The organism is Clostridium sp. UBA871, from assembly GCF_002295255.1.
GTDB classification, from domain to species: domain Bacteria; phylum Bacillota; class Clostridia; order Clostridiales; family Clostridiaceae; genus Clostridium_J; species Clostridium_J sulfidigenes.
Genome location: NZ_DBFV01000011.1, coordinates 909,537 through 935,247, shown reverse-complemented (window position 1 = coordinate 935,247; position 25,711 = coordinate 909,537). Strand labels below are relative to the sequence as shown.

Annotated in this window: 27 protein-coding genes and 1 tRNA gene; 1 reads left to right on the top strand and 27 read right to left on the bottom strand. The window is 28.8% G+C overall.

Features of this window, described 5'->3' with window-relative positions:
* Nucleotides 1–47 precede the first annotated feature (47 nt).
* Nucleotides 48–1,190, top strand: a complete 1,143-nt coding sequence (locus B3086_RS17490; RefSeq protein ID WP_346894036.1) for a tyrosine-type recombinase/integrase — start codon at nucleotides 48–50, stop codon at nucleotides 1,188–1,190.
* A gap of 118 nt (nucleotides 1,191–1,308) precedes the next feature.
* Here B3086_RS17490 and B3086_RS17485 read toward each other — a convergent pair.
* The 27 genes from B3086_RS17485 to B3086_RS17355 form a co-directional block, all read right to left on the bottom strand.
* Nucleotides 1,309–1,383: transfer RNA gene (locus B3086_RS17485), tRNA-Glu, on the bottom strand.
* 150 nt (nucleotides 1,384–1,533) lie between these two features.
* Nucleotides 1,534–2,850 carry a 2-hydroxyglutaryl-CoA dehydratase gene (locus B3086_RS17480; protein ID WP_346878588.1) on the bottom strand — a complete coding sequence of 439 codons (1,317 nt, stop codon included), beginning with the start codon at nucleotides 2,848–2,850 and terminating at the stop codon, nucleotides 1,534–1,536.
* 3 nt (nucleotides 2,851–2,853) lie between these two features.
* On the bottom strand, nucleotides 2,854–5,760 hold the full coding sequence (locus tag B3086_RS17475) for an acyl-CoA dehydratase activase (protein ID WP_346878587.1): 2,907 nt from the start codon (nucleotides 5,758–5,760) through the stop codon (nucleotides 2,854–2,856).
* A 382-nt stretch (nucleotides 5,761–6,142) separates the two neighbouring features.
* Nucleotides 6,143–8,155 (bottom strand): ATP-dependent DNA helicase, encoded by a 2,013-nt coding sequence (locus B3086_RS17470; protein WP_346848267.1) that lies wholly within the window; start codon nucleotides 8,153–8,155, stop codon nucleotides 6,143–6,145.
* Nucleotides 8,156–8,325: 170 nt separating this feature from the next.
* A complete protein-coding gene (gene msrB, locus B3086_RS17465) occupies nucleotides 8,326–8,778 on the bottom strand; it encodes a peptide-methionine (R)-S-oxide reductase MsrB (RefSeq protein ID WP_346848266.1) in 453 nt (150 codons plus the stop codon).
* A 54-nt stretch (nucleotides 8,779–8,832) separates the two neighbouring features.
* Nucleotides 8,833–10,182: a TrkH family potassium uptake protein gene (locus B3086_RS17460; protein ID WP_346848265.1), complete on the bottom strand. Its 1,350-nt coding sequence runs from the start codon at nucleotides 10,180–10,182 to the stop codon at nucleotides 8,833–8,835.
* Nucleotides 10,183–10,507: 325 nt separating this feature from the next.
* Entirely contained in the window at nucleotides 10,508–10,741 is a 234-nt protein-coding gene (locus B3086_RS17455; RefSeq protein ID WP_035134530.1) for a TIGR04540 family protein, read from the bottom strand.
* Nucleotides 10,742–10,994: 253 nt separating this feature from the next.
* Nucleotides 10,995–11,936 (bottom strand): lipoate--protein ligase, encoded by a 942-nt coding sequence (locus tag B3086_RS17450; RefSeq protein WP_346878585.1) that lies wholly within the window; start codon nucleotides 11,934–11,936, stop codon nucleotides 10,995–10,997.
* Nucleotides 11,929–13,623 (bottom strand): dihydrolipoyl dehydrogenase, encoded by a 1,695-nt coding sequence (lpdA, locus tag B3086_RS17445; protein ID WP_346894035.1) that lies wholly within the window; start codon nucleotides 13,621–13,623, stop codon nucleotides 11,929–11,931. Before lpdA ends, B3086_RS17450 begins: the two co-directional genes overlap by 8 nt.
* Nucleotides 13,624–13,719: 96 nt before the next feature.
* The gene (locus tag B3086_RS17440; protein ID WP_035134524.1) at nucleotides 13,720–14,073 is read right to left on the bottom strand and encodes a carboxymuconolactone decarboxylase family protein; all 354 of its coding nucleotides are present in this window, start codon (nucleotides 14,071–14,073) and stop codon (nucleotides 13,720–13,722) included.
* A 99-nt stretch (nucleotides 14,074–14,172) separates the two neighbouring features.
* Complete coding sequence (locus B3086_RS17435) at nucleotides 14,173–14,595, bottom strand: MarR family transcriptional regulator (RefSeq protein ID WP_346876414.1); 423 nt, start codon at nucleotides 14,593–14,595, stop codon at nucleotides 14,173–14,175.
* Between the two features lie 72 nt (nucleotides 14,596–14,667).
* The gene (locus B3086_RS17430; RefSeq protein ID WP_346894034.1) at nucleotides 14,668–15,573 is read right to left on the bottom strand and encodes an AEC family transporter; all 906 of its coding nucleotides are present in this window, start codon (nucleotides 15,571–15,573) and stop codon (nucleotides 14,668–14,670) included.
* 585 nt (nucleotides 15,574–16,158) lie between these two features.
* Nucleotides 16,159–16,356 carry a hypothetical protein gene (locus tag B3086_RS17425; RefSeq protein ID WP_346894033.1) on the bottom strand — a complete coding sequence of 66 codons (198 nt, stop codon included), beginning with the start codon at nucleotides 16,354–16,356 and terminating at the stop codon, nucleotides 16,159–16,161.
* A 156-nt stretch (nucleotides 16,357–16,512) separates the two neighbouring features.
* Nucleotides 16,513–16,980 carry a hypothetical protein gene (locus tag B3086_RS17420; RefSeq protein ID WP_346894032.1) on the bottom strand — a complete coding sequence of 156 codons (468 nt, stop codon included), beginning with the start codon at nucleotides 16,978–16,980 and terminating at the stop codon, nucleotides 16,513–16,515.
* Nucleotides 16,981–17,366: 386 nt separating this feature from the next.
* Nucleotides 17,367–17,669 (bottom strand): immunity 53 family protein, encoded by a 303-nt coding sequence (locus tag B3086_RS17415; protein WP_346880152.1) that lies wholly within the window; start codon nucleotides 17,667–17,669, stop codon nucleotides 17,367–17,369.
* A 133-nt stretch (nucleotides 17,670–17,802) separates the two neighbouring features.
* A complete protein-coding gene (locus B3086_RS17410; protein ID WP_346894031.1) occupies nucleotides 17,803–18,357 on the bottom strand; it encodes a hypothetical protein in 555 nt (184 codons plus the stop codon).
* A 124-nt stretch (nucleotides 18,358–18,481) separates the two neighbouring features.
* Nucleotides 18,482–19,111, bottom strand: coding sequence for an RHS repeat-associated core domain-containing protein (locus B3086_RS17405; RefSeq protein WP_346894030.1), 630 nt, complete (start codon nucleotides 19,109–19,111; stop codon nucleotides 18,482–18,484).
* Nucleotides 19,112–19,175: 64 nt separating this feature from the next.
* Nucleotides 19,176–19,310, bottom strand: coding sequence for a hypothetical protein (locus tag B3086_RS17400; protein ID WP_346894029.1), 135 nt, complete (start codon nucleotides 19,308–19,310; stop codon nucleotides 19,176–19,178).
* A 598-nt stretch (nucleotides 19,311–19,908) separates the two neighbouring features.
* On the bottom strand, nucleotides 19,909–20,676 hold the full coding sequence (locus B3086_RS17395; RefSeq protein ID WP_346894028.1) for a tetratricopeptide repeat protein: 768 nt from the start codon (nucleotides 20,674–20,676) through the stop codon (nucleotides 19,909–19,911).
* Nucleotides 20,677–20,700: 24 nt separating this feature from the next.
* Nucleotides 20,701–21,156 (bottom strand): hypothetical protein, encoded by a 456-nt coding sequence (locus tag B3086_RS17390; RefSeq protein ID WP_346894027.1) that lies wholly within the window; start codon nucleotides 21,154–21,156, stop codon nucleotides 20,701–20,703.
* 51 nt (nucleotides 21,157–21,207) lie between these two features.
* Nucleotides 21,208–21,333: a hypothetical protein gene (locus B3086_RS17385; RefSeq protein ID WP_346894026.1), complete on the bottom strand. Its 126-nt coding sequence runs from the start codon at nucleotides 21,331–21,333 to the stop codon at nucleotides 21,208–21,210.
* A 181-nt stretch (nucleotides 21,334–21,514) separates the two neighbouring features.
* Nucleotides 21,515–21,817: an immunity 53 family protein gene (locus B3086_RS17380; RefSeq protein ID WP_346894025.1), complete on the bottom strand. Its 303-nt coding sequence runs from the start codon at nucleotides 21,815–21,817 to the stop codon at nucleotides 21,515–21,517.
* 133 nt (nucleotides 21,818–21,950) lie between these two features.
* Nucleotides 21,951–22,505 carry a hypothetical protein gene (locus tag B3086_RS17375; protein ID WP_346894023.1) on the bottom strand — a complete coding sequence of 185 codons (555 nt, stop codon included), beginning with the start codon at nucleotides 22,503–22,505 and terminating at the stop codon, nucleotides 21,951–21,953.
* A gap of 15 nt (nucleotides 22,506–22,520) precedes the next feature.
* Nucleotides 22,521–23,270, bottom strand: coding sequence for an RHS repeat-associated core domain-containing protein (locus B3086_RS17370; protein ID WP_346894021.1), 750 nt, complete (start codon nucleotides 23,268–23,270; stop codon nucleotides 22,521–22,523).
* Between the two features lie 455 nt (nucleotides 23,271–23,725).
* Nucleotides 23,726–24,199: a hypothetical protein gene (locus B3086_RS17365; protein WP_346894019.1), complete on the bottom strand. Its 474-nt coding sequence runs from the start codon at nucleotides 24,197–24,199 to the stop codon at nucleotides 23,726–23,728.
* 284 nt (nucleotides 24,200–24,483) lie between these two features.
* Nucleotides 24,484–24,759, bottom strand: coding sequence for a hypothetical protein (locus B3086_RS17360; protein ID WP_346894017.1), 276 nt, complete (start codon nucleotides 24,757–24,759; stop codon nucleotides 24,484–24,486).
* Nucleotides 24,760–24,931: 172 nt separating this feature from the next.
* The gene (locus B3086_RS17355; protein ID WP_346894015.1) at nucleotides 24,932–25,387 is read right to left on the bottom strand and encodes a hypothetical protein; all 456 of its coding nucleotides are present in this window, start codon (nucleotides 25,385–25,387) and stop codon (nucleotides 24,932–24,934) included.
* Nucleotides 25,388–25,711: the final 324 nt, after the last annotated feature.

Genomic DNA, 25,711 nt, shown 5'->3' with positions numbered 1-25,711 from the left:
CCCCTCCATCTTGGTGGATATGATTTTTAATAAAAGAAGGTGAATATATGGCTAGTTATAAGCAATTATCTAAATACAATTGGAAAGTTACTGTATCCTTAGGCTTTGAAGGTGGCAAGAGAACTAGGGTTGCAAAACAAGGCTTTAGGACTAAGGCTGACGCTGAAAAATATGTAACAGAACTTAAACAACAACAAAATAAGGGATATGTTCCAACTAGTGAAAACAATATCCCTTTTAAAGATTTTATATTAAAATGGTATGAAGATTATAAAAAACATACTTTAGGTATATCTACAAGGGCCTCATATACTGGAAGAATAAATAATTATATAATACCAGCTTTAGGAGATTATAAGATAAGAGATATAACTCCCTCTGTAATGCAAGAATTTTATAATAGCCTAATAGAGAAAATGAAGCCAGCTTCAATAGAAAAGATATTTCAAATACTTATAAGCTGCTTTAAATATGCTAGAAAACAGAAATTAATATATGAGTTGCCTACTGATATAGATAAAGTAAAGGTTGAAGCTCCTAAGGTTGAATTTTGGGAAGATAAAGAACTTAATATATTCCTGGACAGAATAAAGGGTACATATCTATATAATGCTATCTTTATAGATTCATTAACTGGATTAAGAGTTGCTGAACTTTGTGGACTTAGATGGTGTAATATAGACTTGAAGAAAGGATATATCAACGTTAATAGTCAAGTTATCTACGATAGAGAAGAAAAGAAACTTTTATTTACTGAAATCTTAAAAACTGATTCAAGTAATAGAAAAGTAAGTATCCCACCTAAAACACTTGGAGTATATTTAAAAAATCTTAAAGATGAAATAAAACCACTTAATAATGATTTTGTTGTACCTGATAGAAATGGCTCCATGGCAAACCCTCGTAATTTATCCATGGACTTTACTAAGAAATTAGAAAAGTATGAGGATTTAAAACAAATATCTTTCCATGGTCTTCGTCATACTCATGCCACTATGTTATTAAGACATGGTGAAAATGTAAAGGTAGTATCAGCTAGACTAGGTCATAAAGATATAACTACTACATTAAATACTTATATGCATGTTATACCCGATATGGAGGCTAATACTGCTACCCTTCTAGATAATATCTTTCTTAATCATCAAGAAGACACCCCCAATGATAATAATTCACCTAAAGAAGAATAAAAAAGAAGACATCAAATGTCTTCATAAAACCTTCGCAGAATTTTCGTCTTCTTTTTGTCTTCTTATAATAAAATAAAGTGGCTTAACCCATTGATTTAAGCCATTTATTACAAATATATGGTAGCCTGTAGGGGGATCGAACCCCTGTTTCCACCGTGAGAGGGTGGCGTCTTGACCACTTGACCAACAAGCCTTATTAACAGTTTGATTACTTATTTTCTCTACCTGTTAATAATATCATACAATTTAATTTAATTCCATATTATGAATTATTTTATTATACAATAGATTTCTTAACATCTATTCAAATTTATAATTGAATAACTTTTTAAAAATTGTGGTTTTACACTAATGCAATTTCCTTATCTATATCACTATTAATATCTTTCGGATTGATATTAAGTTCCTTATGATCTAGTTGTTCCTTTGCAATGGCAAGCATAAGTTTAATTCTATTTTCCTGATTTACTCTAGTAGCACCAGGGTCATAATCTATAGGTACTATATTAACATCATGATGAATGTTTTTTATTTTTCGTACCATTCCCTTACCTACTATATGATTTGGCAAACATCCAAAGGGTTGAGTGCATATAATATTTTTATATCCTAAATTATTCAACTCTAACATTTCTGCTGTAAGAAGCCATCCCTCTCCCATATTATTACCATATCCAACTACACCCTTTGCTAACTTTTTAGTTTCTTTAAAGGATGATGGTGGTATAAAATCTGAATTTTCCTTTACTGAAGATATAAGTAAACTCTCAATTTTCAATAGGTAATTCATAAATTTTTGAACAATAAACTTAACTACCTTACTTCCACCATAAAGATTTATATTGTCTATTCTTTCATCTGTACAATAAAATACAAATCCAAGAATTCCTGGTATCATTACTTCACAATTCTGTGTAGCTAAAAATGCTTCTAAATCATTATTCCCTAAGCTTGCATATTTAATATATATCTCTCCCACTATACCCACTTTTACTTTAGGAGTTTTTTCAATTTTTATATTTGCAAAGTCTTTTGTTATGTTATCCATATTGGTCTTAATTTTTTTTAGAGAATAAGCCTTATTATTTTTAAATTGCAAAGTTAACTCTTCAATCCATTTTTTTATTACTTTATCACTTTCACCTTTACTTATTTCATAGGGTCTCACTTGATTGCTCAAATGCATCAAAAGATCTCCATAAATGACTCCTGATAACATTTTATGAATCATAGGCAATGTTATTTTAAAGCCACTATCTTTTTCCATTCCGGCTAAATTAAAAGAAATAACAGGAACCTGTCCATATCCAGCCTTTTTTAATGCCTTTCTAAGTAAGTATATATAGTTTGATGCTCTGCATCCTCCCCCAGTTTGAGTGATAATTAAAGCTGTTTTATTAATATCATACTTTCCACTATTTAAAGCATCTATCATTTGACCTATAACCAGTAAAGCTGGATAGCAAGTATCGTTATGAACATATTTTAGTCCTGTTTGTACTACTGATTCACCTTTATTAGTTAATAGTTCTATGTGATATTTACTATTTAGGAATACATTTTTTAAAATTTCAAAATGTATGGGTGCCATCATAGGCATTAATATAGTATAATCTTTACTCATTTCTTTAGTAAAGGTTACTTTATTTTCATTATCCATTACTTATTCACCCTCCCCTTGATGGATTGCTGCAAATAAACTACGAAGTCTTATTTGTATCGCTCCTAAATTAGTAATTTCATCTATCTTAATTTGGGTGTATATCTTATTTGACTCTTCTAAAATTTCTCTTACCTCATCGGTAGTTATTGCATCCACACCACAACCAAAGGAAACCAACTGAACTAAATTCATGTTAGGCTTGTCTGTTATATACTTAGCTGCCTTATACAATCTAGCGTGATATGTCCATTGATTTAACACCTGAAGGCTCACCTTATCTACCTTATGAGAAATCACATCTTCAGATATAACTGCAGCTCCATAGCTATTAATATACTTATCAATTCCATGATTTATCTCACTATCTATATGATAAGGTCTACCAGCAAGGACAATTATATCTTTACCCTCCTTTTCTGCTTTCTCAATAATTTCTTCACCCTTTGTCCTTACTTTTTTTAAATATCTATCATATTCTTTGTAAGCAAGAGTAGTTGCTTCCTTAACTTCTTTTAAAGATATGTCCTTAAAATATTTTAACAATATGCTATGCATCTTCTTTGAAAAATCCTTAGGTCTATGAATTCCTATATAATCATAAATATAGGTTACCTTTGAAACATCTGGCATATTTCCTTGAATTACTTCAGAGTAATATGCAACTACTGGGCAGTTATAACAGTTATCAGCTGAACTATCTTGTATATTATAGGTCATGCATGGATAAAAAATTGTATCTAATCCACCATCTATTAGTGACTGTACATGTCCGTGAATTAGTTTTGCTGGAAAGCATACTGTATCTGATGGTATAGTTGTTTGCCCCTTCAGATAAATTTCTCTTGAAGATGGTTCAGATTTTTCTACTTCAAACTGTAAGGTTGTAAAAAATTTATACCAAAATGGGTATAATTCATACATGTTTAATCCCATAGGAATCCCAATTTTTCCTCTTTTACCTGAAATTTTAGGATAACTATCTAGTAAGCTTCTCTTATACTCATATATGTTGGACACTTCTCCATGATTTTTATTACTTATAGGTCTATCACATCGATTTCCACCAATATACTTTCTACTTTCTCCAAAGGTATTTATAGTTAATCTACAATGATTATTGCAAAGCCCACAGTTAGTCATTTTTACTTCATGATTAAAATTCTCTAATTCACTCTTATTAAGAATAGTACTTTTATCATTATTTTTTCCATGAGCATACAAAGCTGCCCCATAAGCACCCATAAGCCCAGAAATTGTAGGCCTAAGGACTTGTACATTTAATTCTTGTTCAAAGGCACGAAGTACAGCATCATTTAGGAAAGTTCCTCCTTGAACTACAATATTTTTTCCTAGAGACTCTGCATTACTGGCACGAATTACTTTATATAGTGCATTTTTAACTACACTAACAGATAATCCTGCTGATATATCTTCTATGGTAGCTCCATCCTTCTGCACCTGCTTTACAGAAGAATTCATAAATACAGTGCATCTAGAACCTAAATCTACTGGATTTTTAGAGAATAATCCTAAGTTAGCAAATTCTTCAACTGAATATCCTAATGCATTAGCAAAGGTCTGCAAGAAAGAGCCACAACCTGATGAACAAGCTTCATTTAAAAATATATTATCTATAGCTCCATTATGTATTTTAAAACATTTTATATCTTGTCCTCCTATATCAATAATAAAATCAACATTATTCATAAAATGTTTGGCTGCTGTAAAATGAGCTACCGTTTCTACCATACCATAATCTACCTTAAAGGCATTTTTTATTAATTGTTCACCATATCCTGTTGCTGCAACTGCTGAAATTTTAACTTCGGGATATGTGTTATATATATTTTCTAAGTATTCCTTAACTACCTCTACAGCATTTCCACTATTAGGTCTATAAATTGAAGATACAATTTCTTTATTTTCATTAATAGCAACAATTTTTATAGTTGTAGAACCAGAATCTATTCCTATAGTTATTGGTGATTCAACATCAATTTCCTCCTTGGCAAGCACCTTGCTTTTTTCATGTCTAAGCTTAAATTCATCATACTCTTCTTTTGTTTTAAATAGTGGTGGTGCCATAGAATAAGTTTCATCTTCACGATAATTATTTAAAGTAATAATCAAGTTATCTATATCTATCTTTTCACTAGCATAATAGGCTGCCCCCAAAGCTACATAATATAGTGAGTTATCTGGACACTTTCCTGTTAAATTTAAAGTTTTGTCGAAGGCTTTTCTCAATTCTGAGTTAAAGCTTAGTGGTCCTCCTAGATATAATACGTTACCTTTTATAACTCTACCTTGAGCTAATCCTGCAATAGTTTGATTTACAACAGCAAAGAAAATACTTGCTGATAAATCACTTTTAACAACTCCTTGATTTAGAAGAGGTTGAATATCTGACTTAGCAAAAACTCCACATCTAGAAGCAATAGTATAAATCTTTTTATAATCCTTAGCAGTCTCATTCATTTCGTCTAATGACATATTTAACAAAGTAGCCATTTGGTCAATAAATGCTCCTGTTCCACCTGCACATGAGCCATTCATCCTTACTTCCATACCATCCTTTAAAAATAGTATTTTAGCATCTTCTCCCCCTAATTCAATGATAACATCCACATCATCTTCTAAAGTAGTTGCAGCAATCCTTGTTGCATAAACCTCTTGAACAAAGGGTACCTTCCATTTTTCGGCCATGCCCATAGCAGCAGATCCAGAAATGCTTAGTTCCATAGACTTCTCTCTTGGATACTTGTCTCTAATTTTCTTTAGCAGTTCTGAAGTCTTTTCTTTTATTTTACAATAATGACGTTCATATGATTGATAAATAACTTTTCCAAAGTTATTTAAAACAACAGATTTAATTGTGGTTGAGCCCACATCAATTCCTATTTTCATAGTAAATCCTCCTAAATAAATGCCATACTATATAGCTTTTACCCTCTTAAAAATAACAATTAAAGATTTAGTTTTATAAATCTTCTACATATTATCTAAACACCATATTATACCATATTATTTACTAAATAACATATATTTAACTATTATTTAACATACTGTAAATAACTATTTCTCTATCTTTAGAAATTATAGTTTTTCAATTTTATAAATATTACTTTATTATTAAATATTTATAAATATATAACCATATACTTTAATTTATATTACTTATATAAATTATTTTCAAGTTACTGTTAATGTGCTTTAAGTCGTTATTTCATGATATTTATAATAAAAAGCAAGATATAGAATAACTTCCTTTCTATATCTTGCTTAAGCTCTATTCATCCATTTTCATCCAAAAACTTTCTATTTCTCTTATATCATTAGTTCTATTTTTAATAGGGAGGGAATCAAACACTATATTTTTATACGGGCTATTAGACAATTCACCAATTCTAGAATCTAAGATTGCCACTATCCCCTTATCATCATGCTTTCTTATTACCCTTCCTACTCCTTGCCTAAGTTTTACTATCATTAATGGTACACTTACCTCCATTAAAAAATCTTCTGATAAAGTCCTTTTATATTCTATAATTGGATCTGGTACCGGAAATGGTAGCTTAAATATAATTAAATTCGATAATGATTTTCCAGGCACATCTATTCCTTCCCAAAATGTTCCTGTAGCTAATAATACGGAATTCTTATCCTTTTTAAATTCTTCAAGTATATCATCCTGAGAGGACATATGTTGCTGTTTTAAAATCCTATATTCTAAATTTTTATGTTTTAATATCTCATAAACTTCCTTTAGATCACTTTTAGATGTAAATAAAATTAATGCTTTTCCCTTTGTAATATTCAGAAGCTTTACTATTTTTTCTGCCCCCAATTTTATAAACCTTTCTCTCGCCTCTACTGGATGAGGCATATTTTCTGTATAATATATCATGGCATTGTAATTGTACGGAAAAGGTGATGGTTTTGGTGTTGATAAAAATCCTGTACTAGTTGGAAAGCCTGTACTTTTAATAAAATACTCATATCTCTCTTCTTCACTACCTTGACTCTTATCTGCAATAGTTGCTGAAGTTAATATAGTAGTTTTTAACTTATCAAAGTATAAAGAATTTATCTCCTTACTTATATTTTTAGGACATGCAAATATATGAATATCATTAAAATTTTCTAACCAAAATAAATCCCTACTCTTTATAGATATCAAACTTTTTATAAAGTCTTGAAGATTCTCTAGCTCTTCGAATACTTCTTCACATAAATTATCATCACTATAAAATTGTACTTTATAATTTATTAAATCAATTTTACTATTTAAAAGTAAAAGCTCTTCTCGTATTTCATCTATATTAATAAAATACTTTTCCATTTCTTCACCCTTAGGTGATGAGTTAATTTGTTTTTTTACTTGATTATTTAGTTTATTAGAAATAACATTCAAAATATGAGCTATATTATTAAAATTTTCGTAACTCTCTCTTCTTATAGCTGACATTTTTATGGTTTCAATTACATCTCCTAAAATAGATTTTATTTTATATTTGTTATAGCTTTCTATTAAAGATGCTCTAACTTTTTCCTCCAAATTATGAGCTTCATCTATAACAATTAAATCTATTTTCTCATTTAAAAGCCCCTTTTGACCTTTCTTTAACTTTTGAAAATGTACAGTTAATAAGTCTTGATTACATAAAATTATGCCATCAGTATTTAACATATCTCTTCTTAGAGACATAAAACTGCAATTATTATAATGTTCACACCTATTATGATCTGTTGCCTTTACATTCACATTGTCCCATATATTATTATCTACATCTAACTTTATATTTTTTCTATCTACTACTCCATTATTTATGTAATTACATAGTATTTCTAGATTATCATTAAACTCTTTCCTATTAATCTCTTTAAAATATTTATCGGCTCTACTTTTACATGCAAAATGAGTCATGCCTTTAGCTAAAACTATTTCTGGTTTATGATTAATATAAGAACAAATTTTTTTTACATCCTTAATTAGTTGCTCTTGCAGAGCTATAGTTGACGTAGCTATTAATACAGGTTTATTAAAAAGTTTATTATAATAAAGTAAGGGAACTATATATGCATAAGATTTTCCTATTCCTACTCCTGCTTCCACTATAGTATGTTGTCTGTCAGCTATAGCGTTACATATATCTAACGCCATATCTTCTTGTCCTTCTCTCTGTTCAAAACCTAGTTTAGGAATTTTGTTCATAAAAAAATTCCATACTAGCTGCTGTAATTCATCTTCTTTTGAAAGATTTTTATCTACCTTCTTACTATCTTCTGAAAACCAAAACATCTATATCCCTCCTTATTAAGACTTTTTGTAATATAGCTTTATTTTCACATTTTTCTCCTTAAAATACAACCGTAGATTTCCACATTTAATCTCTTAAACATAGAAAAAGATGTGATTAAATAGATAAATCCATCTAACCACATCTTAGTGCCATACTCTCATCTGTATATTTATTTATCAAGTAAATCTAAGTACTCTTCATACCCTTCTTCCTTCATCTTATCCTTTTGAATAAATTTAAGTGAAGCTGAATTTATACAATATCTTAATCCACCTAGTTCCTCAGGTCCATCACAGAATACATGACCTAAGTGGGAATCTCCACTTTTACTTCTTACCTCGGTTCTGACCATTCCATGACTTTTATCTATATTTTCTTTAATAAAATCTCTATCTATTGGCTTGGAAAAAGCTGGCCATCCACATCCTGAGTTAAACTTATCACTAGATATAAATAATGGTTCTCCTGTTATTATATCTACATAAATACCTTCTTCGTAAAAGTCAAAGTATTCATTTTTATAAGGTAGCTCGGTACCATTTTCTTGAGTTACGTTATATTGCTCCTTGGTTAATATTTTTTTCAACTCTTCCTTACTTCTTTTCATATATTTATTATCCATACCATATTAACCTCCTATATAATAGTTTTTTTATTTAATATTTAACAAATGTGTTTATCCTATCAATATCTTTCCTTCAGGATACTTGTAATTAGTACCTTTCTTTCTGCTAATTAGAGCCATTACTACAGTAAGTGGACCAACTCTTCCTAAATACATCAACATAATAATTATAATTTTTCCTGGTTCACTGAGCCTTTGAGTTACACCTGTAGTTAATCCTACTGTTCCAAAGGCTGATGTAGCTTCGTATAACACATCTAAAAAGGCTTCATTAGGTTCAGCTATAGTAAGTGCCATAGTGACTGTGGTTACTAATCCCATTCCTATTATTAAAAGAGTAACAGCTTTTAATTGTAATCCTCTTGGAATGGTCCTTCCGAATATGTCAGCATTTTCTTTTCCTTTAATTACAGAAATAGCTGTACATAAAATTATACCAAAGGTGGATGTTTTTAATCCTCCTGCTGTAGAACCTGGAGAACCTCCAATAAACATAAGTATAACAGTTATAAATTTTGATGTTGTAGTCATCTTATCTATTGGTACACTGTTAATTCCTGCTGTCCTTGGACTTATGGAAGCTACAATAGAGTTTACTATTTTGTCCTTAATATTCATATTTCCTAAGGTATTAGGATTATTATATTCTAGGATAAACATTACTATAGTTCCTCCCACTATTAATATAGTAGTTATTAATAACACTACCTTAGCGTGTAAAGATAACTTTTTTGTACTTTTATAATTATAAAGTTCTAACAATACAATAAAACCTAACCCTCCAATAGCTATTAATGCACTTACAGTTAAAAGTATAATGGAATTATCATAATATGCTGTATAACTATTAAAATTTCCAAATAAATCAAAACCAGCATTGCAAAAGGTAGATATAGAGCTAAATATACTAATATATATACCTCTAGCTACACCAAACTCTGGTATGAGCTGAGTGGATAGTATTAATGCTCCTATAAACTGTATTATAAAAGTAAATAACATAACCTTTTTAAGCATTTTTACTAACCCTTGAATATTAAAGGTATTCATTGCTTCTTGCATTAATAATCTACTTTTTAAAGTAATTCTTCTTCCTATTAGTACAGATATAAAAGTTGCAAAAGACATAAATCCAAGACCACCGATTTCAATTAATATCATAATAACGGTCTGTCCTAATAGGTTCCAATGAGTACCTGTATCTACTGTAACTAACCCTGTAACACAGGTGGCAGATGTAGCTGTAAATATTGAATCCAAGAAATTTGTGGCCTCTCCACTAGCAGATGATATGGGTAAACTTAATATTGTACCTCCAATAAAAATTACTATAAAAAACCCAAGGGCTAATACCTGTACTTCACTAAATTTAGTTTTTTTTAAAATTTTAAGACTTTCCATAAAGTAACCTCCAGTCTATAAGTCTTGAAATAAATATCTTATAATTTTATACTTAGTTTTTTGTAATTGATTTCCTTCATATATCATATATAATTTATACACCTTGTTAAATAGATTTTGTAACAAAACCTGATTATTTAACACGGATTTAACATTGCTATATATAAATTAAATTTAATATATTAACTTTAGTATACACAACTCTTTCTATATAAATGTTTGTATATTTTATATACTTATTTTTTAACGCTAAATAAAAAAGATAAGCTTACATTATTTTAATCAATAAAGCTCATCTTTTTTTATAAATTTATAATAAGATTTTTTAATTATTTTTATCTAATATATCTTTTATAATTGCTATTCTATCTTCCTCTAGAATATTTGCAATCTTTATTTCAACATCACCATTTTTAAAGAATCTTTCTACATTAGAATCTACAATTTTAATAACCTTATCTGATAATTTTTCATAGGTCATTAAATCATCTCTGTATAAATCTACAATATCTCTTAAACAAGCACCTAATTCCTTAGGGTTTTTATAAATTGTTCTCATGCTATAATCCTCCATAGTTTTACAATAATAAATATACTGTAAATATATTAGCAATAATTTATTTGTTAGCTACTATATTTACAATATACATATTATACCCTACATTATTTTTAATTACCAAGGTTATTTTACATAAAAATATGGATTATATCATTAAAATATAATCCATATCAAAAATGTTAAATTTTCTTGACTTATCTAGATTAGGTAAATATATTTTAGCCTATGAATATTATGATTTATACAAATATTTTTATACATATTTTTCTGATACCTGTCTTATATAGTCATCTATTAATTTTACAACTTCATCTCTAGCGAATATAATGCCTATAAGCTGCTCTTCAACTTTTCCTAAATTTATATTCTCTAAAGTGTCTGAAAATATTTTAGCCTTTACTATTTTTCCTGACTCCACTGATAAATTTATATCTATATTACCTATAACAGTTTTTTCTTCGAGAACTACATCATATTGTGGACTCTCACCATAATTCCACAACTTACTAGAGTATTTATCATATAATTTAGGTACATAACTACTCATATTATAAATATATGAGTTTTGCAACTCTCCATAAATATTCTTAAAGGAATTTACCAATGACTGAATTAAATTATCTACATTTAATTCACTACAAACCTCTATTAAATTTATAACCCTACTTTTTACTGATTCTATGCCTTTAGATTTTAATTTTAACTTAGATGGAGTAAGAACCTTTTCAAGTTTAGTAATATCTACATCAATCATAAGAGTACCATGATGAAAATAATTACCATCTTCACAATAAAATGCATGTCCTGAAAACTTTCTATTATTCAAAAGCAAATCATTTCTTCCTGAAAACTCAACCTTAAAACCATAGGACTCTACAGCACCTTTTATAACCTTAAGTTGTTTATCTAAGTTACTCTCAATTTCCTTTGTTATAAAAGTAAAGTTTAAATTTCCTAAATCATGAAAAACTGCTCCACCTCCAGAAATTCTTCGAGCTAATATAATATGGTTTTCTTTCATATAATCTAAATCGCATTCTTTATAAGGATTTTGATTTCTTCCAATAACTACAGTATTTTCGTTTTGCCAAAGATATAATATGGTTTCTTCTGACTTTATATTTCTTAACAATTCTTCTTCTAAGGCTAAATTATAATAAGGATTAACTTCCTTTGAAATAATTACTTTATTCATTATAATGTATTGCTCCTATAGATAATCCTAATACTGCTTCATGTATACCTTCACCTGTAGTTGGATGTGCAAATACAGTCTCTGCTATGCTCTCTTCTGAAATATTCTGCTGAATAATAAGTGTTAGCGTACTTATCAATGATGAAGCATCTGGACCTATTATTGACCCTCCAACCATTTTATCTGAATCTAAATCTTTTATTATTTTAATAAATCCATACTCTTGACCCATAGTTAAGGCTTTTCCATTGGCTGCAAAAGGGAACTTGCTTATTTTTATATTCATATTTTTATCAATACATTGTTTTTCATTAAGACCAACTGAAGCAATTTCTGGAGCTGTAAATATTACATTAGGAATACATTCATACTTCATTTCTTTATTTTTTCCTAATATATTATCAACTGCTACAATTCCTTGATGTGAAGCTACATGGGCTAATTGGATCTTGCTATTAACATCTCCAATAGCATATATTCCTTCCACATTTGTCTTTAAATTACCTTCAACCTTTATACCTCTATTCCTATCATTTAGTTCTATATCAGTATTTTCAAGATTTAGCCCTTCCATATTAGGCTCTCTTCCAATTGCTACTAATACCTTTTCTGAAACTAAAAGCTTCTCATTACCTTCATTTTCAAATATAACTATACCTTCACCTGATTCAGATTTTTCAATTCTAGTAACCTTTGAACTTGTATATATACCTATGCCCTTTGATTTTGCTATATCAAGTATTTCCTCAGAGACATCTAAATCCACCATGTTAAGGATTCTATTTTCGTATTCAACCACGTTTACTTTAACACCAAAATTTGAATAAAGGAATGCAAATTCCATACCAATAACTCCACCACCAATTATAGTAATTGATTTTGGTAATTCTGTGTTACTAAGAGCTTCTGTACTATTTAATACAAAAGGTAACTCTATGCCTGGGATACTTATTTTTGATATTTTAGAACCAGTAGCGATAATGATATTTTTAGCTTCAATAGTATACTCATCTTTACCTTTTTTCACTAATACTTTATGGTTATCTATAAAAGATGCTTCTCCCTTAATAAGTCTTATATTATTTTTATTTAATAAATAGTCTATGCCACCAACTAAATTATTTCTAATTTTATCTTTTCTAGCTATGACCTTTTTCATGTCTAGCTTTATATCTTTTATTTCAAATCCAAATTCTTCTCCATTTAATGCTTCATTGTATGCTTCAGCAGATTTAACTAGAGATTTTGTAGGAATACATCCTACATTAAGACAAGTCCCTCCTAAATTATCCTTTTCAACTATTATAGTTTCCAAACCTTTTTTAGCTCCATATATAGCAGAAACGTATCCTCCTGGTCCTGCACCTATTACTAAAAGGTCTATATTTAAATTTTCTTTTTTACCCTTTATTAAGCTACCAAAATAATCAACTTTTTTAGTTTCTTCTGCTAAAGCTTCTCCACTTACTATAAGTAATGTATCTCCAACCTTTACCTCTTGTCCCTCTGTAACCTTTATTTCTTCAATTTTATAGCTTCCTTTAGCTTTTACAGGTGAATTTCCTTTATTTGTTTCTAGCTGAAACAATACATCATTTAACTTAACCTTATCCCCAACTTGTATATTAATTTTACCTACTTTAGCAGACTTGCTTTTTCCTGATAGACTTTCCAACTTAATATCCATTTCAACCTCTCCTTTAATACCAAATATATATTAGTTTAAGATTCTGGATTTAAGACCCTGAGTATAATACTCAAGGTCTTAAATTTAAAATCTTATTTAGTTAAAATCTTTTTCAAATTCATCAACGGCATCTTTTAATAAAGTTACAGAATATGCCATACTAGGACCTCCACCAAAGGCAACAGATACCATAGCAGCTTCCATTATTTCAGCTCTAGTTGCTCCTGCTTCTAAAGCTTTGTAAACGTGGAAAACTATACAATATTCACATCTGTTATATGCAGCAATTCCAACACTAATTAATTCCTTTGTTTTAGTATCTAATGCACCCTCTTCATAAGTCTTACCTAACAGTCCCATGAAAGCGTTAACATTCTCTCCATTAGTTTCGCCTAATTCACCCAGTCCGTTCATAAAGTCATTTAACATTTCTCTTACATCTTTTTTCATATCTATACCCCCATATCATTTAATAGTTGCTAGTGCAATAGTTAGCACTACAAGTATTTATGATATAAAAATACCACCATGGGGTGGTATTGTCAATAGCTAACATATATTATCTGTCATCCTTTGCAAAACTTCTTTAAAAATCTCTAAATTTTCTTTCGATATTCCCTTTAATACATCATCTTGGAACGCTTGTCCTCTAGGCATAAGTTCTTCTTTTAAAAACTTACCTTTATCAGTTAATATTATCTTTGTTATTCTTCTATCTTCTGAACCCTTTCTTCTCTCCACTAACTCTTCCTTTTCCATTCTATCTATAAGTCTTACCATTGAAGACTCTTTAATATCCATATAATCCGAAAGTTCTTTTTGAGAAATTTCTCCTGCTTTACCTATATAAAATAAAGCTATCCATTGTACTCTAGTTGTACCATTCTCTTGTAATCTTCTATTAAATTCGTCAGCTAATTTCTTTGCACTTTTATTTGTTATAAATGCAATGCAATCATCTAAATCAAACATATATAATTTACATTCCCTTCTATACTTATTTAAAATAGCCAAATCATTAAAACCTATTACCTATTTAATTAATTATCTTACTAAATATATAAATAGTGGAATAGTTATTACGGATAAAAGTGTAGTTATAAATACACACTGTGAGCCATACTTACCATCTCCACCAGTAGATAATGCAATTACAGGTCCTACCACCGCTCCTGGCATAGCCATAAGTAAAGTGCATATAGCTACCAACATTGAATCTATATTAAACATATTCATAGTAAAATATGTTGCTATAGGAACTAAAATTAGTCTAACTATAGATAAATAGTATAAACTAAAATCTCCTATCATTTCTTTTATGTTAGAACCACAAAGCATAGAGCCAATGATTATCATAGATATTGGAGTTGTCATATTTCCTACACTTTTTACTGTTGAGTTAATGGCAAAGGGTAGTTTAATTTGACCTACAAATATTATAATTCCTATAATTACAGCCCATATGGATGGATTCTTTAAAATGCTTTTACTAGCTTCCTTCATAGATATTTTCCCTGTAAATAAAGATACCCCTATGGTCCACACTAAAGCAGTGAATACCATAGTAAAAATTGAAGCATAAAACACTCCTATTTCTCCAAAAATGCTGTTTAATACTGGATAGCCCATAAATCCACAGTTAGAAAAGGATGTTGTAAATATAAGTAGTGGTTTTTTTCTATCACTAGCCTTAATATAAATATATCTTGATAAAATAAGTAACACCAAATGTATAACTATGGAATAGAAAAATATCTTTATAGCATTTCCCATAATAGCTTTATCAAATTCTAAGCAAAAACTATTTATTATCATTAATGGTAAAGTTATATTTATTAATATTGCACTTAATCCCTTCTCTACTCTATCATCTATAAAGCCTTTCTTTCTAGCATATATTCCTATAACCATCATAATGGATAGAACTAAAACTTGATTTACTGCATCCATTAAATTATCCCCCATACATAAAAAAATTAAATTCCATACTAATTATACTCTATTTTCTTTGGTTTTTAATTATTATTTTATTGTTACCTTAATACTATTCTAATGGGCAAACCTCTTAAATCCGCATGAACACAACAAATAGTTAAATAGTTTTATAGCTAAATATTATACTAGTTTTATATGTATATAGTAACATAGTCTCATTCATAGTTTTCTTTACTTTTGCACAATTGATCTTCTACTATACACTTTTATCCTAATATAATTGTTTTAAAATTTAAGCGTATTATTGTGACATATAATCAAATATTTCAAATATTAATTTGCCTATATAAGAAATACTAAAAATCATAGTAACAATCCCTAAAAATTTATAATAATTCATAAAGAATTTATGCCCAAGCTGCTTACCTTCTTGTTTTGCACTTTTAGAGGATTCTTTAAATGCTATATATCCAAGTAATAGCAAAAATAATAGTAAAATTATATATGATATATTAATTATAATTTTATATACATCTTGATTTATATTGACCACCCCTTATTTAATAATGTTAAGTTACAAATTCTCACTTTAACTTTATGTCATCTTATGTTATTCAAGTAATGTAAGCCTATGAAAGAATATATAATTGTTAAAATCAAATATTTTATTCCCTTTTTAAGTTCATCTTTTCTTTTCTTCTTTTCTAAACTATCATCAAATGGTTTAAATGCTCTTTGAAAAGATATAACCCATTTCCAATTTAAATATATACTTATACAGAAAATAATAATATTCATAAAGATATTTATCATACTATTTTTCACTTCCCCTTTAGTAAAAGTTTCAACTCGATAATATACTTAACTCTATTGGTTAATTCCCCATAAAACACATCATTTCCTTCTAAGGTACATTTAAGGTTTACTTAATTACATTTTGAACAAAAATTTATTTTAACTTATCTTCTTAAACATAATTTTCTTAAACTCCATGTATACACTATTTCTATTTGACATTAATATTTCATGACTAATTATAGCATCATCTATTGGAGTTATTTCACTATATAACAAGACATTATTTTTGATGTTGTTTTTAATACTTAAATCTATATTATATTTAGTAACATTAATATATTTTATTAAGTATCTAATGTCATCATATCTAATTATCAATTCAACATTAAAAGCATCCTTTCTTTTTCCTTCATCTTTATAAAAATTTATGGATTCTATATTATAGTCATGGAAAGCATGCGTACTGTATTCTTTTACAAAACTATAAGGTAATCTATCCTCATATTTTTTAAAATTATTCCAATACGTTTCAAGATTTCCCATCCAAAGTCTGTCAGCAATTTCACGTTCTGACTCTATCATGCTATTAGATTTATCTAATAATTCTAAAGTAAAATACTTCATATAATATCCTCCTTTTATTATATATTATGGTGCCAATGCATTGCCAGGAATAGTCCACCTAAAGGCTGAGATTAATGAAGGTATCCTTCTTAACGTGTAGTGTTATCTGCTCTCCCATTGTATCCCTTTCCAAGGCCTACTTCCCCATACTTAAGTTTCATTTCTTCATTAAATGCTCTTTTTCCTTCTATATAATTTTTTAACATTCAATATCTTGTATAATTATTTTATTTTTATAATTTTATTCATAATTAAAATATCTTTAAAAATACTAGTAGTTTTAAAAAGATAAAAACGTCAACAGATATTCTAGTCTGTCGACGTTATAGTATTACTTTTCTAACTTACTCTTAGCACTTTTGATCTTATATATTTATACTACTTTATTAATGATATTTTTTATTTTCAGTTGCCCATTGCCTAAATATTTTTAGTATTTCCTCTAACTTATCTATACTACCTCCGCCTTTAAATACTCCATCTGCAACACTACAATGGATCCAATTTAAATCATCAATATATATTTGAACTTTATTAAATTCTACATCTTCTAAATAAGTATCTACCAAGTCTATATCTACTTTCCATCCTGGATTATCAAGTGTATCTATTTTTATTCCATAATAGTGTTCCCAATCACCATCACAATTGCTTTTGTACCATTCACTTAACCATGCTATCATATCCATCTTATTTACACCTCTTATTTTAAATTGAGTTATATAAACACAAGCTTATATAGAAGATTACCTGTAAAATATTAACTAAAGGAATATTTTATAGGTAATTATTAAGCTAATTATCTTTAATTAAATATAAAGTTTAATCTTGTCCTTCTATTAAATAAGGATAATAACAATAACTATTTTCAAAAAGACAATTATATACACTTACTGGAGGTTCTTTTAATTCAAGAGATATATTAGGCACTTCTCTCATTAGTGTATTATCATCAAGGAGAATAAGGTTATAATCTGAAATAAAATCATTTATTATCTTATGAAACTCCATATGTTCTTCACAATAAGGCATAGCACTAGTTTCACATTTTATTTCTTCATCCACATAGTATCTTAAATATTTAAATACACAATAAGGAGCTAACACAGAAATTTCTATAATAAGTATATATAAGTTTTTATTTTCTATAATATACTCATCAAATTCTTTAGTACCTATACTTCCTTTGTTATCTAATAAATTAATATACATAGAAAAACACTTATCATAATTAAACTCCGTAAGATTATCAATATATTTATTTGGAAAATATTCTTTCAACTTATCAATCCAATAATCTCTATCAACATATTTGAGCAACAAAGAAGATCCAGCTGGATTTCTATATAAACTTTTAACGATTTCTACAATATCCATTTAATCACTCCATTTCTATTTAACCGGATAACCGTGTATTGTACCTTTGCTAGGTGCATATTTAACATTAACTTTTGTTTCTCCATTTGCTCCAATTGGCCTTCCTGTGTCCCATACCCTTACATCAGGATTCTTTGTAACTCTCCCTTTTAACCTGTGTTAAATCTACTCCATTTTCTCCTTCAGACCATAGTGATTTATTTTTACCTTTCTGATAGGCTTTGCTTATTTGATGGTGTCCTATTACATGTTTACCTTGTTTGCCAGCATCTACAGGCGGTGCCCCTTTTATATTTCCAATTACCTTTCCTTGATTAGTTAAATTCGATGTATTAGTATTTCTTTTAGCCTTAGAATTATCATTTTTACTGTTGTTACTAGAAAAAGTTATAATTTCCCAAACAATTCCTATTGTTCCAACAGTGCCATACCATGCTCCTTTTACAGTGTCTGCCAACGCTCCACTACCAACCATAGCAGCGGCACCAAAACCGCATCCACCACCATATTCATTTGACATACAATGCGCAAAACCTAATGGATCTTTAAAAATTACGGGATTATTAGCACAATATGCAAACATATTATGTGATAACATACCTTGTCCTGTAGATACTAAACCATCAGCATTCAAGAATCTTCCCCACTCAGGATTATAATATCTTGATTGTAAGTAGTAATATCCAGTCTCTGTATCGTATCTATATCCTCTATATCTATAAGGATTCTTTTCTCCTAAGGCTTTAAGTGACACTCCAAATTTTAATTTGGTTAGTGGAACTTACTCATTTGAATGAATATGAAAAGGAGTTTCCTTTTTAATCCACAGATATTAATTTACCCCAAGTATCATAAGTATAAGAAACAACTTGTTTTCCAATAGAGTTTATTATTCCTATAATATCACTTTGAGCATTCCTAATGTAGAAATATTCTTCAGTATCATTTAGCACGAAGCCTACAAGACCTTTATCTCCATAGTTATATAAAATTTTATCTGATGACTAGTATCACTAAGTGCTACTACGCCCCTAGATAACGAGTTCTAACCTTCTGTGAGAGAAAACCATTCTCACACAAGCTAAGAACTCTGTTAATCTACATTACTTCCATTAGTTATTTCTTCATAAGCTACCTTGTTTCCTTCTGATATATAATCATATTTATCTCCATCAGCTAGTTTTCCTATTATACCATTCAATACAATATAATTAACTTTTACTTTAATTTACATAAAAAAACGTCAACAAGTATCAGAACATGTCCACGTTTTTCATTAACTTTAATAAGCTATTGTATCAAATTTTCACTACCTAAGTTATAATTTCCTAGGATAGTGCCCTAGAATATTTATTCTGATATTCAATTTGCATTTTAAGATACTTTTTCACTTATAAATTATCGTTCAATGCACTTTTATTATTATGAGTTGAGTAATAAAACTAATATTAATATGAAATAATACATATTAAATATGAAACTAATCATAAAATATTCTTCAGTAAGTTTTTCATAATTAATACCTCTATTTTATAAATTAATAGTTTTATTTTACTCTCTCAACTTTAAACTTAAAATTTTAAGAAGTTTATTTGCAAATGTATTATCTGAATCAATAATCAATGCCTTCTTACACCATACATAGGAATTCTTAAAGTCAAGTATTTTATAATAACAATGAGCAATATCTAGTGCATTATCAATATCGTCAGGTTGTAAAATACTAAAAGCATATAGTTCTTTTAGTGCTCTTTCATAGTCATTCATTTCAATATATACTAAGGCTTTATTCTGTATAGCTTCTACACACTCTCTGTCATATTTGTATGAATGGCTAAACGATTCTAATGCTTCTTCATATAATTTTAACTCAAAGCAACATATACCTAAATTTAAATAAGTTTCTGACTGCTCATTGTCTATTTCTAACGACTTTTTATAATACATCTTTGCCATTTCTAATTCACCAACCTGTTGATGATATACTCCTAAGTAATAATAACCATCTTCACTATATGGATTTATAGTAATTGCTTTTTTAAAGTTATCTAATGCAGTATCAAGCTCACCTAACTTCATGTAGGCTCTACCTAAATTAAAAACTGGTCTCTCTGAATTAGGACAATCTTCTATTATTGAGTTAAATATTTTAATGGCTGCATAATAATCTTTGATTCCTAAATAACAGCATCCGATATAATTTAAACAATCGTTAGACTTATTTATTTTATAGCAGTTCTCAAAATATTCTATTGCCTTCTCGTACTCTCCATTAATGTAATATTTCTCGCCCATATCGAAATTTTCTTCAAAATTCAATTGTCAGCACCTCCTCTTTAAACATCAATATCCTCCAAATGCTCTTATAATTAAAGCTCCTCCAGCAGTTATTGTAATTCCATCATTTGCAATGCCTAACCCACCAGTAGCTACATCTTCAACTATAGTCCCACCTATTATTGCTATACCTACGCCTACAAGTACAATTTTCTCTACAGGACTTATATAAAATTTGTGAAAATTTCCATTAACTAAATCGTCATAAGCCTTATTATTATAATTGGCATCACCATTTTTCTTCTTACTATTATGCAACTCTCGTGATTTCTGTTCCCGCTCCTTCGAGCCTCTTTTCCCTAATGCACTATCTATATCTCGTTTTTCCTTTTTCTTCGCATCAGATGGTCTCATTGTATTTTTTGCACGAGCTCTATCTCTTGCATTACGATTATATCCTTCAAAATCATAGTCATCATCTCCACATATTGGACCCGGTCTAAAATCGTTTGAATCTTTCATATTTATAACATTATTGTAACAACATATAAACATGTTACTTGATAACATTCCTTATCCTGTAGATATCAAAGCATCAACATCCAAGAATCTTCCCAACTCATGATTATAATATCTTGATTGTACATTGATTTTTTCTTCATGAAATGCTCTTTTTCCTTCTATATAATTTTTTAACATTCAATATCTTGTATAATTATTTTATTTTTATAATTCTATTCATAATCAAAATATCTTTAAAAATACTAGTAGTTTTAAAAAGATAAAAAACGCCAACAGATATTCTAGTCTGCCGACGTTATAATATTACTTTTCTAACTTACTCTTAGCACTTTTGTTCTTATATATTTACACTACTTTATTAATGATATTTTTTATTTTCAGTAGCCCATACTCTAAATATTTTTAATATCTCCTCTAACTTATCTATACTACCTCTTCCTTTAAATACTCCATCTGCAACACTACAATGGATCCAATTTAAATCATCAATATATATTTGAACTCTATTAAATTCTACATCTTCTAAATAAGTGTCTACAAAGTCTATATCTACTTTCCATCCCGGGTTATCTAGAGTACATATCTCTACTCCATAGTAGTGCTCCCAATCACCATCACAATTATCTTTATACCATTCATTTAACCATAATATCATATCCATCAATTTACACCTATTATTTTAAATTGAGTTATATAAACACAAGCTTCTATAGAAGATTACCTATAAAATATTAACTAAAAGAATATCTTATAGGCAATCATTAAGCTAATTTTCTTAAATTAAATATATAGTTTTACTCTACTTTGTTTATTGAATAAGGATAATATGAATAACAATCTTGAAAAAGACAATTATACACACTTACTGGAGGTTCTCTTAGTTCAAGACATATATCCGAAACTTCTCTCATTAGTGTATTATCATCCAAAAGAATAAGGTGATAATCTGAAATAAAATTATTTATTATTTTATTAAACTCCATATGCTCTTCACAATAAGGTATAGAACTATTTTCACATTTTATTTCTTCATCAACATAGTATCTTACATATTTAAATATACAATACGGTGCTAATACAGAAATTTTTATACTAAGTATATATAAGTTTTCATTTTCTAAGATATAATTATCAAATTCTTCAGTACCTATACTTCCTTTGTTATCTGATAAATTAATATACATAGAAAAGCACTTATCATAATTAAACTCCGTAAGATTATCAATGTATTTATTTGGAAAATATTCCTGCAACTTATCAATCCAATACCCTCTATTGACATATTTAAGCAATAAATAAGATCCAGCTGAGCTCCTATATAGACTTTTAACTATTTCTATAATATCCATTTAATCACTCCATTTCTATTTAACCGGATAACCGTGTATTGTATCTTTACTAGGTGCATATTTAACATTAACTTTTGTTTCTCCATTTGCTCCTATTGGCCTTCCTGTATCCCATACCCTTACATTAGAATTCTTTAATTTCGGCTCACCTTTTAACCATCCTTCCTGTGTTAAGTCTACTCCATTTTCTCCTTCAGGCCATAGTGATTTATTTTTCCCTTCTGATTCAAGAAATTTATTGTTCAGATGGTTTATTACATTCTTACCTTGATTACCAGCATCTACAGGCGGTGCCCCTTTTACATTTTCAAACACCTTTCCTTGATTAGGTAAATTAGATTTGTTATTATTTCTTTTAGCCTTAGAATTATCATTTTTACTGTTGTTACTAGAAAAAGTTATAATTTTCCAAATGGCTCCTATTGTTCCAACAGTGCCATACCATGCTCCTTTTACAGTAGCTGCCAACGCTCCACTACCGTCAATAGCAGCGGCACCAAAACCGCCTCCACCGCCATATTCATTTGACATACAATGCGCCAACCCTAATGGATCTTTAAAAATTACGGGATTATTAACACAATATGCAAACATATTATGAGATAACATACCTTGTCCTGTAGATACTACTCCATCCGCATTCAAGAATCTCCCCCACTCAGGATTATAATATCTTGATTGCAAGTAGTAATATCCAGTCTCTGTATCATATCTATATCCTCTATATCTATAAGGATTCTTTTCTCCTAAGGCTTTAAGTGACACTCCAAATTTTAATTTGGTTAGTGGAACTTACTCATTTGAATGTATATGAAAAGGAGTTTCCTTTTTAATCCACAGATATTAATTTACCCCAAGTATCGTAAGTATAAGAAACAACTTGTTTTCCAATAGAGTTTATTATGCCTATAATACCACTCTGAGCATTCCTAATGTAGAAATATTCTTCAGTATCCTTTAGTACGAATCCTACAAGGCCTTTATCTCCATAGTTATATAAAATTTTATCTCATGGCTAGTACCCCTAGATAACGATTTCTAACCTTCTGTGAGAGAAAACCATTCTCACACAAGCTAAGAACTCTGTTAATCTACATTACTTCCATTAGTTATTTCTTCATATACTACATTACTTCCTTCTAGTGTGTACTTAAGTGACACTCTAAATCTCTGATTTAGCTAGTGGAACTTACTCATTTGAATGTATATGAAAAGGAGTTTCAACATTTATTTACTGTTTTTTCTGCTCTTATTCCATCGCTATTATACTTATAACTAATGTTTTTACTATTTCCTGTTATAGAGTATAATGTTCTTCCACCTTCCCATTTAAAGGTATAGCCATCATAGATTAATAGATTTCCTATTGCATCATTGGTTATGGCTTTTCCATTGTAAGAGGTTAACTGACCCTTCCAATTACTATCACCATAGCTATAATCTACAGCTTTAGTTGCTGCTCCTAGTGTTGTGTTACTTGTTAGTACATATTCTGTAACCTTAAGAATGTTTCCACTTTGATCATAGGTATAAGATAGAGTTTTATTAAGTTCTCCATTATATTCTCTTACAACCTGTCCTAAACTATCATAATAATACTTTATTACTTTACTATTATTTACTGTTTCAATTCTTCCTAAGTCATCATAGGTATATTTTATTTCGCTATTGCCATTTTTTATTGATGATACCATTGAAGTCGTTGAACCTGCATAACCAGCTTTGTATTCATACTCTGTATTAAATGTTTTGCTATTATCTAGGTTTAATATTTTAGATTTAGTTCGTCCTATAGTGTTATGGCTATAAGGTAAGCTTTTTTTAATAATATTCTCTTATCTTTAGAAACTAAAATATCCTATAGAATTAGCTTATTAGTCAAGTTATTCTATAGGATATTTATTAATTAATCTAAAATTTTTGATTTATAGTATATTATAAATTTTTTAAAGTACTAATATTTATAATTATAATACTTTTAAGAACGATATTTATCTTTCAATTTAGGTGTAACTTTAATCATTATAGGTAATGCAATCATTAATGATATAAGTCCCACTCCACCTACATATAGATTATCAATAAATATACCTATAAACATAATTATGCCTGGTAATACAATAGGTAATAGTATTAGTGCTTCTAAAAACTTTTTCATTATTATTATCATTGATATTACTACTAATGTCAAAGCTACTGAAGCAAGTATAATACTTCCACTATTTCCATATCTAGCAGTTAAAATTCTATTCATGACAATGCCAAAAAAAACTCCCATTATTCCAACATACTTCACCTTATCTTTTATACAAATCACCCCCTTAGAAATATTCTTTTATTTTATATGAAGCTTTATCAATTAAAATATCTACGCCAATGCTTAATCCAAATCCTACTGCTCCTACTGTTAATGCTCCTATTCCAACTCATACAAGAATTCCAACAGCTCCAGCTACTATATCAACTACTCCACCAAATGTTTCACCTTTATCAAAACTACCTTTTGCATTCCATGCCGTCATTTCAACCGAACCTACAATACCTAACCCTTTCATTGCTACTTTGGCTCCTTTGCTATATTTAGTAACATATTTACCCATTGTTAAATAATCTAGATCCTTCCAAACCTTTTTTCCTTTTATAAAAAAAACAGCTGCCCATCCACCTATTTCATCTATTGCTCCTGAAATTCCTCCTTGAATAGCACTCTCTTTATAACTGAAGTTTGAACTACTTTTACTTTTAGTAGCATAATAATTATTCATAACCTTATACGAAGCATCTCTCATTGCAGCTGTTTCTTCTCCTTGAGTGTATATAGGTCTAAACCCATTATGATCTTTACCATTTACAGAATTATAATATCTTAAATGTACATTCATTATTTCTTCATTAAATGCTCTTTTTCCTTCTATATAATTTACTAACAAGTAATATCCTATATTATTAAAAAGTGATAGTTATTCCACTTGATTGGAACAACTATCACCTTCATAGGTATTTCCCTTTTATTTTTAAAATTACTTATTTTTATTTTATAGATACATAGGTTACTTCTTAAATCTCCATTTATCCTAATTTAGGGATTTCAGAAAAATGCCTACTTTATACTTATTTATGTTTACCTATATAATATACTTAAGATCGGGTGTATCACATATATTTTACGCAACCAACTTCATAATACTCCTTTATTTACCACATAA

Bases quoted from the DNA above. Each gene is read 5' to 3' on its own strand.
- B3086_RS17490 (WP_346894036.1), top strand. From the start codon at position 48: ATGGCTAGTTATAAGCAATTATCTAAATACAATTGGAAAGTTACTGTA.
- B3086_RS17480 (WP_346878588.1), bottom strand. From the start codon at position 2,850: ATGGATAATGAAAATAAAGTAACCTTTACTAAAGAAATGAGTAAAGAT.
- B3086_RS17475 (WP_346878587.1), bottom strand. From the start codon at position 5,760: ATGAAAATAGGAATTGATGTGGGCTCAACCACAATTAAATCTGTTGTT.
- B3086_RS17470 (WP_346848267.1), bottom strand. From the start codon at position 8,155: ATGTTTTGGTTTTCAGAAGATAGTAAGAAGGTAGATAAAAATCTTTCA.
- msrB (WP_346848266.1), bottom strand. From the start codon at position 8,778: ATGGATAATAAATATATGAAAAGAAGTAAGGAAGAGTTGAAAAAAATA.
- B3086_RS17460 (WP_346848265.1), bottom strand. From the start codon at position 10,182: ATGGAAAGTCTTAAAATTTTAAAAAAAACTAAATTTAGTGAAGTACAG.
- B3086_RS17455 (WP_035134530.1), bottom strand. From the start codon at position 10,741: ATGAGAACAATTTATAAAAACCCTAAGGAATTAGGTGCTTGTTTAAGA.
- B3086_RS17450 (WP_346878585.1), bottom strand. From the start codon at position 11,936: ATGAATAAAGTAATTATTTCAAAGGAAGTTAATCCTTATTATAATTTA.
- lpdA (WP_346894035.1), bottom strand. From the start codon at position 13,623: ATGGATATTAAGTTGGAAAGTCTATCAGGAAAAAGCAAGTCTGCTAAA.
- B3086_RS17440 (WP_035134524.1), bottom strand. From the start codon at position 14,073: ATGAAAAAAGATGTAAGAGAAATGTTAAATGACTTTATGAACGGACTG.
- B3086_RS17435 (WP_346876414.1), bottom strand. From the start codon at position 14,595: ATGTTTGATTTAGATGATTGCATTGCATTTATAACAAATAAAAGTGCA.
- B3086_RS17430 (WP_346894034.1), bottom strand. From the start codon at position 15,573: ATGGATGCAGTAAATCAAGTTTTAGTTCTATCCATTATGATGGTTATA.
- B3086_RS17425 (WP_346894033.1), bottom strand. From the start codon at position 16,356: ATGAATATTATTATTTTCTGTATAAGTATATATTTAAATTGGAAATGG.
- B3086_RS17420 (WP_346894032.1), bottom strand. From the start codon at position 16,980: ATGAAGTATTTTACTTTAGAATTATTAGATAAATCTAATAGCATGATA.
- B3086_RS17415 (WP_346880152.1), bottom strand. From the start codon at position 17,669: ATGGATATGATAGCATGGTTAAGTGAATGGTACAAAAGCAATTGTGAT.
- B3086_RS17410 (WP_346894031.1), bottom strand. From the start codon at position 18,357: ATGGATATTGTAGAAATCGTTAAAAGTTTATATAGAAATCCAGCTGGA.
- B3086_RS17390 (WP_346894027.1), bottom strand. From the start codon at position 21,156: ATGAAAGATTCAAACGATTTTAGACCGGGTCCAATATGTGGAGATGAT.
- B3086_RS17385 (WP_346894026.1), bottom strand. From the start codon at position 21,333: ATGTTAAAAAATTATATAGAAGGAAAAAGAGCATTTCATGAAGAAAAA.
- B3086_RS17380 (WP_346894025.1), bottom strand. From the start codon at position 21,817: ATGGATATGATATTATGGTTAAATGAATGGTATAAAGATAATTGTGAT.
- B3086_RS17375 (WP_346894023.1), bottom strand. From the start codon at position 22,505: ATGGATATTATAGAAATAGTTAAAAGTCTATATAGGAGCTCAGCTGGA.
- B3086_RS17365 (WP_346894019.1), bottom strand. From the start codon at position 24,199: ATGGTATCATCAATAAAAAATGGCAATAGCGAAATAAAATATACCTAT.
- B3086_RS17360 (WP_346894017.1), bottom strand. From the start codon at position 24,759: ATGAATAGAATTTTAACTGCTAGATATGGAAATAGTGGAAGTATTATA.
- B3086_RS17355 (WP_346894015.1), bottom strand. From the start codon at position 25,387: ATGAATGTACATTTAAGATATTATAATTCTGTAAATGGTAAAGATCAT.